This is a genomic window from Bacillus sp. ISL-45, from assembly GCF_018613195.1.
Classification (GTDB): Bacteria; Bacillota; Bacilli; order Bacillales; family Cytobacillaceae; genus Mesobacillus.
In genome coordinates this window covers 1-13084 of record NZ_JAGGQQ010000020.1, presented here as the reverse complement: position 1 = coordinate 13084, position 13084 = coordinate 1, and the positions used below count along the sequence as shown (strand labels likewise).

General features: G+C 37.5%; 13 protein-coding genes and 2 pseudogenes. 11 read left to right on the top strand and 4 right to left on the bottom strand.

Annotated features, from left to right (window positions below; translation table 11 throughout):
* The first annotated feature begins 77 nt into the window (after positions 1-77).
* Positions 78-884 (top strand): SIR2 family protein, encoded by an 807-nt coding sequence (locus J7E35_RS21075; RefSeq protein WP_214783738.1) that lies wholly within the window; start codon positions 78-80, stop codon positions 882-884.
* 151 nt (positions 885-1035) lie between these two features.
* Here J7E35_RS21075 and J7E35_RS21070 read toward each other — a convergent pair whose 3' ends face one another.
* Positions 1036-1584: a recombinase family protein gene (locus J7E35_RS21070; RefSeq protein ID WP_214783735.1), complete on the bottom strand. Its 549-nt coding sequence runs from the start codon at positions 1582-1584 to the stop codon at positions 1036-1038.
* A 194-nt stretch (positions 1585-1778) separates the two neighbouring features.
* Here J7E35_RS21070 and ltaS point away from each other — a divergent pair, with 194 nt between their 5' ends.
* Entirely contained in the window at positions 1779-3710 is a 1932-nt protein-coding gene (gene ltaS / locus J7E35_RS21065; RefSeq protein WP_214783732.1) for a lipoteichoic acid synthase, read from the top strand.
* Positions 3711-4068: 358 nt separating this feature from the next.
* Here the strand turns inward: ltaS and J7E35_RS21060 are convergent, their stop codons facing one another.
* Both J7E35_RS21060 and J7E35_RS21055 read right to left on the bottom strand, forming a co-directional pair.
* A complete protein-coding gene (locus J7E35_RS21060) occupies positions 4069-4269 on the bottom strand; it encodes a hypothetical protein (RefSeq protein ID WP_214783729.1) in 201 nt (66 codons plus the stop codon).
* Positions 4270-4283: 14 nt separating this feature from the next.
* Complete coding sequence (locus tag J7E35_RS21055; protein WP_214783787.1) at positions 4284-4610, bottom strand: YnfA family protein; 327 nt, start codon at positions 4608-4610, stop codon at positions 4284-4286.
* Positions 4611-4887: 277 nt separating this feature from the next.
* Here J7E35_RS21055 and J7E35_RS21050 point away from each other — a divergent pair, with 277 nt between their 5' ends.
* The 9 genes and pseudogenes from J7E35_RS21050 (at position 4888) to J7E35_RS21010 (ending at position 12641) form a co-directional block, all read left to right on the top strand.
* Complete coding sequence (locus tag J7E35_RS21050; protein ID WP_214783726.1) at positions 4888-5232, top strand: ArsR/SmtB family transcription factor; 345 nt, start codon at positions 4888-4890, stop codon at positions 5230-5232.
* A gap of 15 nt (positions 5233-5247) precedes the next feature.
* Entirely contained in the window at positions 5248-6543 is a 1296-nt protein-coding gene (locus tag J7E35_RS21045) for an arsenic transporter (protein ID WP_214783723.1), read from the top strand.
* Positions 6544-6561: 18 nt separating this feature from the next.
* A complete protein-coding gene (gene arsC / locus J7E35_RS21040) occupies positions 6562-6981 on the top strand; it encodes an arsenate reductase (thioredoxin) (protein WP_214783720.1) in 420 nt (139 codons plus the stop codon).
* Positions 6982-7040: 59 nt separating this feature from the next.
* Positions 7041-7394 carry an arsenite efflux transporter metallochaperone ArsD gene (gene arsD / locus J7E35_RS21035; RefSeq protein WP_214783716.1) on the top strand — a complete coding sequence of 118 codons (354 nt, stop codon included), beginning with the start codon at positions 7041-7043 and terminating at the stop codon, positions 7392-7394.
* A 15-nt stretch (positions 7395-7409) separates the two neighbouring features.
* Positions 7410-9179, top strand: coding sequence for an arsenical pump-driving ATPase (arsA, locus tag J7E35_RS21030; protein ID WP_214783714.1), 1770 nt, complete (start codon positions 7410-7412; stop codon positions 9177-9179).
* 318 nt (positions 9180-9497) lie between these two features.
* Positions 9498-9926: a protein-tyrosine phosphatase family protein gene (locus J7E35_RS21025; RefSeq protein WP_214783710.1), complete on the top strand. Its 429-nt coding sequence runs from the start codon at positions 9498-9500 to the stop codon at positions 9924-9926.
* A 43-nt stretch (positions 9927-9969) separates the two neighbouring features.
* A complete protein-coding gene (gene trxB / locus J7E35_RS21020) occupies positions 9970-10920 on the top strand; it encodes a thioredoxin-disulfide reductase (RefSeq protein WP_214783707.1) in 951 nt (316 codons plus the stop codon).
* 105 nt (positions 10921-11025) lie between these two features.
* Positions 11026-12167, top strand: a pseudogene (locus tag J7E35_RS21015) (chromate transporter).
* A 231-nt stretch (positions 12168-12398) separates the two neighbouring features.
* Positions 12399-12641 carry a hypothetical protein gene (locus J7E35_RS21010; protein WP_214783704.1) on the top strand — a complete coding sequence of 81 codons (243 nt, stop codon included), beginning with the start codon at positions 12399-12401 and terminating at the stop codon, positions 12639-12641.
* Positions 12642-12901: 260 nt separating this feature from the next.
* On the opposite strand, the pseudogene J7E35_RS21005 reads toward J7E35_RS21010, so the two are convergent.
* Positions 12902-13084 (bottom strand): annotated as a pseudogene (locus J7E35_RS21005) (IS110 family transposase); the annotation flags it as partial.

The window sequence follows — 13084 nt, the reverse complement described above, 5'->3', positions numbered from 1 at the left end:
CAACCAGCCAATGTAGATTATCTAACTTGAGAACTTTTTTTATTCTTAAATAATATCTTTGATGAAGGGGTGTACTTATGATAAATGAATTAGTTCATTTAATAAAAGATAATAATGTCATTCTTTTCGTGGGTTCTGGTATATCCAAAAACTTGGGGTTACCAACATATGGAGAATTGATTGATGAAATGGCCAGCCAGCTTGGATTCGACCCAGAAGTTCTTAATGCTTGGGGAAATAATGATTTTTTGATCTTAGCTGAATATTACTTTCATCAAAAGGGTTCTTTAGGTGAACTTAGAAGTTGGATGGATCGTAAGTGGCATAATCCTAATATAGATATTGGGCAATCAGAAATTCATAAAATCATTGTAGAAATTGGGTTTCCAATTATCTATACGACTAACTTTGATAGATGGCTGGAATATGCTTACGATTATTATAAAAAGGATTATATAAAGATTACAAATATGGTGGACATTGCAAGAATTAAAGAAAATACACCACAGATCATCAAGTTTCATGGGGACTTTGATCACGATTCATCCATCGTTTTAACCGAATCAAGTTTTTTTAACAGACTGGATTTTGAATCACCTTTGGATATTAAGCTGCGATCCGATTCTTTAGGAAAATCAATTTTGTTTATTGGATATAGCTTATCCGATATTAACATAAGGTATATGTTATATAAATTACAAAAACAATGGGAGAAATCTAGATACGAATCTTTACGACCAAACTCATACATTTTTTTAGTGGACCCAAATCCTGTTAAAGAAAGGCTATTGAAAGAACGAGGAATCATCCCCATTGTTTATCAAAATGAGGAACCAGGAGAAGCATTAGTCCAGTTCCTAAAAGATTTAAAGCAAAAGATTTAACTCTTTATAAAAAGGCGAGAGCAGCTCTTAATATTCAGTTTAAAGAACGTCTCATCGGGTATTAAGAAATGCAAAACTAAAGATGATATACAAATAAGATTAAATAATTGTCCACATAAGTAAAGGACATGATTAGCTGTTTTTGCCTTATTTATTGTTTCTTTTCAAGATATCTGTATAAAGTAGTTTTGCTTATTCCGGTTTCATTTTTAATTTCTGATAAGCTGTACTCTTTACTTTGATACATTTCTATTGCTCTATTCACATTTTCGTCTGGAATTTTTGGCCTCCCGGGAATGATTCCCTTTTGTTTTGCTTCACTTAAGCCTTTCTTAGTTTTTTCACTAATGATATCTGATTCAAATTCAACGATTCGATAAATAATGTCTTTGAAGGAACCCTTGATATTTTTGCTTGTATCGATATTTTCTTTTAAGGATAAAAATTTAGCTCCTTTATCCTCGATAGCGCTTAACAATTCTGCTAGATGACGTGTAGAATCTGCAAAAGCAAAAAGCTTCACAACTACGATTGTGTCTCCTGGTTTAAGCCTATTCATCATATTTTTAAGATTTTTTCCCTGTTTAGATGTAAAATGATCATCCTTTATGATTTTGTCACAGTTTATGTTGGTAAGAAGCTTAAATTGCTCTTCACAGTGTGGATCACTTGAATACGGCCTCGCATAGCCAATTAGCACTTACAATCACTCCTCGCATTATCCACGATAATAATATGACCATGTTACCATATAGATAATTACCAGTACCAAAATGGTTCAATTTTGGGAAGATACGTGTTAAACTATCTTTTATTGAAAAGCTTTTTGAAATTGAACCTGCTTAATTTGACGACTAACTTAACACACAGGCCGAATGAAAGGAAGAGATCAATATGCTGTTAAATAACAAGATAACAAATAAATTTACTTTCTTTTTCATAACTGCAGTTGTCTTCCTTTGGTTAAAGACATATTTTGTCCAGTTAACACAATTTAATTTAGGAATTGAAAATAGCATTCAACAGTTTTTGCTGTTCTTAAATCCATTGGGTTCTTCTATATTATTTTTAGGATTTGCTTTTTTATTTAAAGGACGACTAAAGTATATTTCATTAATCGTAATTGATTTATTATTGTCAATTCTCTTATTTGCCAACGCTTTATATTATCGTTTTTTTAATGATTTCATCACTCTGCCCACTTTAACCCAGACCCAAAACTTCGGGGATGTCAGCGGCAGTATTGGAACACTTTTAAGACCTTCAGATGTGTTGTTCTTTGCGGATGTAATTTTGATTCTAGCTTTGCTTTTAATTAATTTTAAGAGAATTGAAGTTAAGAAGATAGCACCGCGAAGGTTAACTACTTTAATGTTGGTTGCTTTAAGTATATCAGGAATAAATCTAGCAATTGCAGAAATGGATCGTCCTCAATTATTAACCCGAGGATTTGACCGCAATTACATTGTGAAATATTTAGGGATGTACAATTATACTGTTTATGATGCTGTCCAGAGTACTAAAGCCCACGCACAGAGGGCTTTGGCTGACAGTAATGATAGCACGGAGATTATAAACTTTACAAAATCAAATTATGCTAAGCCAAACCCTGAATATTTTGGTGCAGGGAAAGGGATGAATGTTATCTATGTACACATGGAGTCGATTCAAAATTTCCTTATTGATTACGAACTGCACGGTGAAGAGGTTACTCCGTTCTTAAATTCCTTAACGAATGAAGAGAATACACTATACTTTGATAATTTCTTTCATCAAACAGCTCAAGGTAAAACAGCTGATGCAGAATTCATGGTAGCAAATTCGCTATATGGATTGCCTCAAGGTTCAGCCTTTACAACGAAAGGGTTAAATACCTATCAAGCTGCTCCTGCAATCTTAAGCCAAAAGCAGGGCTACACATCTGCAGTCTTCCACGGAAATACAGGGAGCTTTTGGAACAGGGATGAAATTTATAAATCTTTGGGATACGATAAGTTTTTTGATTCCAGTTATTTCGATATGGACTCAACTAATTTAGCTGAATATGGATTGATGGATAAACCGTTCTTTGAACAATCTAAACCTTATTTGGAATCATTGCCGCAGCCGTTCTATGCTAATTTCATTACGGTTACTCACCATTTTCCATTTACAATGGATCAAGAGGAGGCAACACTTGAGAAGCATACGACAGGTAATAAAATAGTCGATAATTACTTCCAGACAGCTAGATATGCAGATGAAGCTCTAGAACAATTTTTTTCATATTTAAAGGAATCGGGTTTATATGATAACTCCATTATCATAATGTATGGTGATCACTATGGGATTTCTAATAATCACAATAAGGCAATGAAGGAAGTTATAGGGAAGAAAATTACACCGTTTGAAAGTGCGGGATTGCAGCGTACTCCATTATTCATTCGTGTGCCAGGAATGGAAGGCGGAATGAACCACGAATATGCCGGACAAATTGACCTCCTTCCGACCCTGCTGCATCTGCTTGGAATCAACACAAAAGAATATGTGCACTTTGGTACCGATATTCTATCAGAGCAGCATGATGATTTAGTTCCTTTTAGGAACGGAGATTTTGTCAGTCCGACAATCACTTCTGCAGAGGGCAAATATTATGACTCGTCTACGGGAGATTTGCTGGAAGAAAACAAATTAGAAGAAGCTAAAAGATTGCAGGAAGTAGCGGAACAAAAGCTTGCAAACTCAGATAAAGTCGTAAATGGCGATTTGCTGCGCTTTTACACTCCTAAAGACTTTATTGAAGTTGACCGTTCACAATATAACTATAATCCTCCGATAGAAGAATAGACTAGAGTTGAAACTAAGAAAGACTGTCAGGTAATCTTGACAGTCTCTTTATTTTTGGTAGTGGGTCGGTATCAGGCATTGCTTATCCTGATATGGAGAATCAGCATTAACTCAGCTGGAACAGAAGCAGTCAACATTTACCTGAATTTGAATAGCCACTTCAATGTTTACTGGTGGGTTTTGGTTGTAACTTCGGACTGTTGATCCTATTTGCAATTGCTGGCTATAAACGGAGCAACCGTTGCAGATTTGATCAGCGAATAAGCCGAGGCTGACCGCGTGCTTTCGTTGAGAAGCAACAATGTTTATGAAAAAACCTTAATTAAAGAGTAAACTACTCTTCTTTTAAAGGCATTTGTCAGCCGCCTTCAATACAAGTTGCAGTAGAACTTCCTACGATCGAATTTAGTTCTTGAAGCAGCAAAATCAAAAGGTTATTGTTGACCAGAGTTTCCAAAGATTGATTTACAAGAGGAATATTATACTTTGTAAAAACATCGGCAGTTTTTTCCCAAACATCAACAATTGCTCCAGGTGACATATTAGCTTGTATGACCATCAAAGATTCTCCTTCTACTGGCGTGGTGAAAATAACATTACTGAAACGCCAAGAATACATATTCCTGCACCTAACCAATCGTATAAATCAGGTGTTTTTCTATCAATTCCCCATCCCCATAAAACGGATAAGACAATAAACACTCCACCATAAGCCGCATAAACTCTGCCGAATGATGGAAATGTCTGAAATGTCGCTATAACACCATAGAGAGCTAAGGCAATCCCGCCAGCTAATCCCCAGTAATATGGTTTTCCTTCTCTTAGCCATAGCCAAATTAAGTAGCCTCCGCCAATTTCAGCTAAACCAGCGAATAAAAACAATATAATTGCATGTAAAATTCTAATCACTTCCTAAACCAATTTACTTTTTGGCTTTCCTTTTAAAGTATCTACTAATCCTTCCAATAAAAACTGACGACAATACACCAATAGTTTAAATGTTTATGATGTAATTATATCTTAGTTCTTTAAATAATTTTCAAGTTCATAAAACAGTTTGTTGGGAGCAAACTAACAATTAGAAAATTTACATTAGCTTAATATTTATTTTACATATAAGCACTTGATTATATAAGTGTATTATTATATTATGATTCCGTGATGGAGGTAATGTGCGATGATAAAACAAGGTATAGATATTGAACATGCTGCAGCTTTGCTAAAGCTTCTCGGTGACAAAACAAGATTAACTATGGTGAAGATCCTAGCCGACCATGATTGCTGTGTTTGTGAATTTGTAGAGATTTTCGATACAAGTCAGCCGGCTATTAGCCAGCATATCCGAAAATTAAAGGATGCTGGGCTGGTAAAAGAAAGCAGGAGAGGCCAATGGATCTTTTACTCGCTTAATCAGGAGTATGAACAATTTGATTTTGTACAATTGCTTTTAAATGCACTGCCTAGTCAGGAAGAAAAATTAACAGAACTTGAAAAGCAAGGAAAACGAATTTCTTGTGAATAACGGAGGTGTTTGAATTTGTCATTAGCAATTATAGCTTCACTTATCTTCCTAGTGACACTGACTTTGGTAATATGGCAGCCTAAAGGGCTGGGAATTGGCTGGTCAGCGGTAGGTGGAGCGATTTTGGCCCTAATCTTTGGTGTTGTCGATTTCCAGGACGTTATTGATGTTACCGGGATTGTCTGGAATGCGACACTAGCATTTATCGCTATCATTATTATTTCCCTCATTTTAGACGAAATTGGATTTTTTGAATGGTCTGCATTGCACATGGCACGAGCTGCAAAAGGCAACGGTATTAAAATGTTTGTTTACGTGTCTCTGTTGGGTGCAGCCGTAGCTGCGTTGTTTGCGAACGATGGGGCGGCCTTGATTTTGACACCAATTGTTTTGGCGATGGTGCGGAATCTGAAATTTGAAGAAAAAATGGTGTTTCCTTTTATTATCGCGAGTGGATTCATTGCCGATACGACTTCATTGCCATTAGTAGTAAGTAACTTGGTAAATATAGTCTCCGCCGATTTCTTTGATATTGGATTCGTCGAATATGCTTCTCGAATGATCGTGCCAAACTTCTTCTCTTTAGCAGCAAGTATTTTGGTTTTATATTTATTCTTCCGTAAAAGCATCCCAAAGAACTATGAGATGTCTGACTTGAAGAAGCCGGTAGAAGCAATCAAGGATATGAAGATGTTCAGACTTTCGTGGGTTGTATTAGGTATCCTGCTTGTCGGATATTTCGCAAGTGAATTCCTGAATATCCCGGTATCGTTTATTGCGGGTATCGTTGCCATTTTCTTTTTGATCATGGCTAGAAGAAGCCCTGCTGTCCACACTTCAAATGTTGTAAAAGGAGCACCCTGGGCAATCGTCTTCTTCTCGATTGGAATGTACGTAGTCGTTTATGGACTGCGAAACGCTGGTTTGACGAACATCCTTGCAGATGTTATCCAGGTTGCGGCTGATCAGGGCTTGTTTGTCGCAACAATCAGCATGGGTTTTATTGCAGCAATTTTGTCTTCAATTATGAACAATATGCCAACAGTCATGATAGATGCTTTGGCGATTGCAGATACTAACACAACAGGAGTTATCCGAGAATCACTTATATACGCAAATATCATTGGTTCAGACTTGGGTCCGAAGATTACTCCGATTGGTTCATTGGCAACACTTCTATGGCTCCACGTTCTTTCTTTGAAAGGCGTAAAGATTTCATGGGGCACTTATTTTAAAACAGGAATCATTTTAACCATCCCTACTTTGTTTATTACACTTGTAGGACTATATATTTGGTTACTAATTATCTAACAAGGGAGCGAATTAACGATGACTAAAAAAACACTCTACTTTTTATGTACTGGAAACTCTTGCAGAAGCCAAATGGCTGAAGGCTGGGCTAAACAATATCTTGGAGATGAGTGGGAAGTTAAGAGTGCTGGCCTAGAAGCGCACGGCTTAAATCCTAATGCAGTAAAAGCGATGAAAGAGGCAGGAGTAGATATTTCCAACCACACATCTGATGTGATTGACCCTCAAATCCTGAATAACGCTGATCTAGTCGTTACTCTTTGTGGCCATGCAGATGAGCATTGCCCAATGACACCACCACACGTAAAACGTGAGCATTGGGGTTTTGATGACCCAGCAAAAGCTGAAGGTACAGAAGAAGAGAAATGGGCTTTCTTCCAGCGTGTACGTGATGAGATTAAAGACCGAATCAAAACATTTGCGGAAACAGGTAAGTAAATCTTATTAGCCAAGAGGTATATTCTCTTGGCTATTTTCAAAGCTAAAGGAGTTTTTTGATGAAAAAAGTCGAAATCTTTGATCCTGCATTATGTTGTCCTACTGGAGTATGTGGACCAAGTGTTGATCCGGAATTGACAAGGATGGCTTCTGCAGTATTCCTTTTACAAAAAAAGGGTTTTGATATTTCTCGATACAACTTGGCAAACGAGCCGGGAAAATTTGCGAAAAATGAGGCTGTAAATAAAATACTTCATGAAAAAGGTGCAGATGCATTGCCAGTCACGTTATTAGATGGAGAGATTATTGCATTAGGGAAGTATCCTACAAATGAACAGCTCTCAGAATGGTCAGGTTTAAGTATTTCTGAACTTAAAGAAAAGAAATCCGTTAAGAAAATTGATTTCAAGTAAGAAAGAAGTGAAAACATGTACCAACCTTTTAATCCTAAAGTAGCTGTTAACACCCCATTTCTGTTTTTTACAGGTAAAGGCGGAGTAGGGAAAACATCTACAGCATGTGCGACTGCCGTTTTTTTAGCTGATCAAGGAAAAAAAGTATTATTAGTTAGTACGGATCCGGCCTCTAATCTGCAAGATGTTTTAGATATTGAATTATCAAATACTCCATTGTCTATGCCAAGTGTAAATAATCTTTTTGCATGTAATTTAGATCCTGAAGAGGCGGCAAAAACTTACCGAGAAAAAGTGGTTGGCCCATACCGAGGGAAGCTTCCTGATTCTGTTGTATTAACAATGGAGGAACAATTATCCGGTGCTTGTACAGTTGAAATAGCTGCTTTTGATGAATTTACTAGTTTGCTTGCAGATCCAGCAATTGTAGAAGGGTATGACCATATCATTTTTGACACTGCGCCAACGGGACATACATTGAGACTTCTTCAACTTCCTAATGCATGGACAGGATTTCTAGAAGAGAGTACACATGGAGCTTCTTGTTTAGGGCCTCTATCAGGGCTTTCAGAAAAGAAGGATATTTACTCTAAGACAGTTGCTGCACTATCAGACCCTGCTAAAACTACTTTAGTCATGGTGACAAGACCAGATGAATCATCTTTATTCGAAGCTGATAGAGCCTCACAGGAATTGAGAGAGATAGGGATTACGAAACAATTATTAATTATCAATGGTTTGATGAAGCAATATGTTCCGACTGATGAGGTTTCCACTTCCTTTTATCAAAAGCAACGAAATGCTTTAAATAAGTTGCCCGATTCTTTGAAACAAGTACCCTCATTTTGTTTACCATTTGTCTCTTATTCTTTAACTGGAATTGAGAATCTGCGTTTTCTATTAAAACATTATACGATGTCAGCTTCAGAAACACCTTCTACAGCCCTAAAATATGATTTAGCTGGTTTGAAAGAAGTCATTAAGGATTTCTCCATTAATGGAACCAGGGTTATTTTAACCATGGGCAAAGGCGGAGTAGGAAAAACGACGATGGCATCGACAATTGCACTTGGACTAGTGGAAGAGGAAAAGAAAGTTCATTTAACTACCACTGACCCGGCGGCACATCTTGAATTTATGTTCCGGGATGAAAAAATTAATGAGTTGCTAACCATCAGTAGAATTGATCCCAAGCATGAAGTGGAAGCTTACAAAAATGAAGTTCTTTCAAAAGCCAGCAAAGAGTTAGATGAAGCTGGTATTGCTTATCTTGAAGAAGATTTGAATTCTCCATGTACAGAGGAAATCGCTATTTTCCGAGCGTTTGCAGAAGTTGTGAACCGTTCACAGGATGAAATCGTCGTTATTGATACTGCACCCACTGGCCATACTTTACTACTGTTAGATGCTGCTCAGTCCTTTCATAAAGAACTAGCACGTTCTACAGGTGAAGTACCAGAGAGCGTGGAAAAGCTTTTGCCCCGTTTAAGAAATCCACGAGAGACAAGTGTAGTAATTGTTACTTTGGCGGAAGCTACACCTGTTCTGGAAGCGAGCCGTTTACAGGAAGATTTAAAGCGAGCTGGTATTCAGCCTAAATGGTGGGTAGTAAATCAAAGCCTGTACGCTACTAAAACTATTGATCCTGTTTTAAGTGGGAGAGCTATATCAGAAGAAAGATGGATCGAGAAAGTAGATAAGGAACTAGCTGTTAAATGTGCAATTGTTCCGCTTATTAATCAAGATAATTCGGGTTATAAACACTTGCAAAATTACTTAAAATAAATTTTTGAAGGGTTGAGAAATAATGCAAATCACCAATGATGCGCGTGATCTTTTGAAGCAAGTATTTCATGATCAAGCTGCCGGTGGCATCCGCGTTTACTTTGCGGGCTTTGGCTGAGGAAAGCCACAGGTTGGACTGGCTCTGGATGAGCCGGAAGCAGAGGATAAAGTAGTAACTATAAATGAAATCAGGGTTGCAATAGACCTAAATATTGAAGAACATATCGAGGGTCTAACATTAGATGTGTCAGAAGATAAAAATGCATTTGTTCTGCTAGGAAACGAAAGTGACTGCTGTTAATTAGGGAGGATTTAATAATGAGTGAAAAAAACTATCATGCACTAATTAAGGATCGTATTTTTATTGGCGGTGCAGATGATGTCCATGACGTTATGAAAAATGAAAAGGTAGATGTCATCTTTGATTTGCGTGCAGAATCCCCTGAAGAAGCTTCTGATTATAACCGTATTCATAGTCCAATTGTGGACGATGAAAAGCGCCAAGAAGAAGCTATTAAGAAGGCGATAAATGAAGTCGTAAATGCCTACAACGAAGGAAAGAAGATTTATTTTCACTGCATGGGAGGCAGCAATCGCACAGGGACGGTTGCAGTTGGAACACTTCTCGATTTGGGTCAAGCTAATACTATTGACGCTGCAGAGGAAATAGCAAAATCAGTTAGACCAAAAATTAATGTAAAACCAGAGATGAAGGAAGCATTAAAGAAAATCTATCCGAACGCTTAAAGGCAACGAAGATTCATAATCGTTATTTTGGGAGGAGAAAAATATGTCAGTGGATACTATATATGACGTTATCATTATCGGGGTTGGACCTGCTGGAATGACTGCGGCTGTCTATACTTCACGTGCCAACCTAGCAACTCTTATGATTGAACGCGGAGTTCCTGGAGGGCAGATGGTTAACACGGAAGAAGTAGAAAACTACCCGGGCTTTGACCATATACTTGGACCGGATCTTTCTACAAAGATGTTTGAACATGCCAAAAAGTTTGGCGCAGAATATGCCTATGGTGATGTGAAAGAAATCATCGATGGCAAGGAATATAAGACTGTGGTTGCTGGAGCTAAACAATACAAAGCGCGTGCCCTAATCATCTCGGCAGGAGCAGAGTATAAGAAGTTAGGTGCACCAGGTGAATCAGAGCTTGGAGGCCGGGGAGTCTCCTATTGTGCAGTTTGTGATGGCGCGTTCTTTAAAGGGAAAGAACTTGTAGTAGTTGGCGGTGGGGATTCTGCTGTCGAAGAAGCAGTCTATTTAACTAGGTTTGCCTCAAAAGTAACAGTCGTTCACCGAAGAGATGAGCTGCGAGCCCAACCTATACTCCAAGATCGAGCATTTGCGAATGAAAAAATTGATTTTATTTGGAATCACACCGTTAAACAGATTAATGAAAAAGACGGCAAGGTAGGTAGTGTAACCCTGGAGTCTACTAAGAATGGTGAAAAGATGGAATTCAATACTGACGGTGTATTTATTTATATCGGAATGCTTCCTTTGACTAAGCCCTTTGAAAAGCTGGGTATAACGAATTCCAATGGTTATATAGAGACAAATGAATTAATGGAAACAAAGGTACCAGGAATATTTGCTGCAGGTGATATCCGAGAAAAAACACTTAGACAAATAGTTACAGCAACTGGAGATGGCAGTATCGCTGCTCAACAAGCACAACATTATGTCGAAGAATTGCTGGAAGAGATAAAGGTACAAAATTAAAGGGGACCGATTAGCCCATAAATCTTTTACAACAGAAGGAGAAGGCTAGTGGATAAATCAATAGCGAAAGAAAAAAGTCTATTTAAATCATTACTTGAAATTTTAATGGTATCGACTAGATTAGGTTTCACATCATTCGGTGGGCCTATTGCCCATTTGGGGTATTTTCATGATGAATATATCCGTAGAAGGAAGTGGATGGATGAAAAAAGTTATGCTGACTTAGTTGCTTTATGTCAGTTCTTACCAGGCCCTCTAGTAGTCAGGTAGGAATAGGTATAGGTGTCATGCGTGCGGGAGTATTAGGTGGGATTGTTTCATTTCTAGGTTTTACAATACCTTCTGTACTTGCACTAATTATTTTTGCGTTGATTCTTAACGGGTTTGATGTTAGTGACGCAGGATGGGTTCATGGCTTAAAAATTGTTGCCGTTGCCGTCGTTGCACATGCTATTTTAGGAATGGCTCAAAAGCTAACTCCTGATTTAAAAAGAAAAGCAATCGCATTGTTAGCTTTAATCGTTACATTATTGTGGCAAACAGCATTTACTCAAGTGGGAATTATTCTCCTATGAGCATTCATTGGTTTCCTGATTTATAGACAACATAAAGATGAGTCTGATGATAGAGTTAGTTTTCCGATTAGCCGTGGCTTTGCATTAGTATGTTTAGTATTGTTTTTTGGTTTACTCATTCTTCTTCCAATATTAAGAGAAGTTACCTCAATTCACTGGATTGCTATGTTTGATAGTTTCTACCGTTCTGGTTCTCTTGTATTTGGAGGAGGACACGTCGTTTTACCATTGCTTGAACGGGAATTTGTACCGACTGGCTGGTTGAGTGAAGAGGCGTTTCTTGCAGGATATGGGGCAGCCCAAGCTGTACCAGGTCCGTTATTTACATTTGCAGCCTATCTAGGTGCTGTCATGAATGGATGGGAAGGGGGGATCCTCGCAACAGTTGCTATATTCTTACCTGCATTTTTATTAATTTTAGGGACACTTCCATTTTGGGATAGCCTACGTCGAAACCCTAAAGTCAAGGGGGCCCTAATGGGAGTAAATGCAGCAGTAGTTGGTATATTAATCTCAGCGTTTTATCAACCCATTTAGACTAGTTCAATCTTAGCACCAATTGACTTTGCATTTGCAGCGATATTGTTTAGCATGTTAGTTTATTGGAAGTTACCACCTTGGATTATTGTAGTATCAGGCGCTATAGGTGGAACACTCATGACACTCATTTAGAATATGGATTAAATCTTTGCTTAAAAACAAACGGGAATAGTTCTCGATTTTTCCCGTTTGTTTTTTTATTGGTTTAATGACGGGATATATAACATACATTAGCAGTAAATTAAAAAGTTCACTTGGAATGGAAGGGTTGGCTTGGAAGAGATCATTACTTGATTCCTAAGAAAAGTAGCATTTGGGAGTGGAAATGTTCAAGTTGATCTCTTTTGGGTTGATGTATATAGGTTGAGCGGAAATTTACCAAGTGGAAACAGACAAAGAATACTGAATAGTCTTCAGTCAGTATTAGGATCAAAGCCAGCTGTGGAAAAAAATAATATTGTCATTGCTCATAGTTTCCCAGACGGAGTAGGTTTAGGTCAAATAACAAATATGGGTACAGTTATTGAAAAACCTAAAGGGAAAGGAAACGGATATGAAGTAGTTGACCAATTATCTTTATCAGATTTAACAAAATTAGGGGATTAGTATATTGTTCAAATTCATTTGTTTAATCCCTTTTTAAAAAGTATGTGAATAATGGTACTTAAACTAACGGGTGCGTTGATCCAGGAAGGATTAGCGGCCTTTTTTGTTGAATTCCTTATTGAACAAAACCAGCTAATAGTTTGTCAATATTTTTCATTAAATTTTAAAATTCAACCGTGATATACTAAAAAAGGGTATACCAAATAACCTTCTTATTCTCTGAACTGGAAGGTTTTTCGTTATTTAGTTAGATGTTGTTTCTAAGTTATATCTTGGAAAGTGGTTCTGTTTTTTAATAGGGCAAAAATCCAATGTAAAAGCTTATTTACACAAGCAATAACTGTTACCTTAAATGGCTTTCCTTCTTCACGCTTCTTGTCGTAAAACTCACGCATACGTTTGTTGCGAGGAATGATTTCATTCGTGGTTTTCTGTTTGCGACA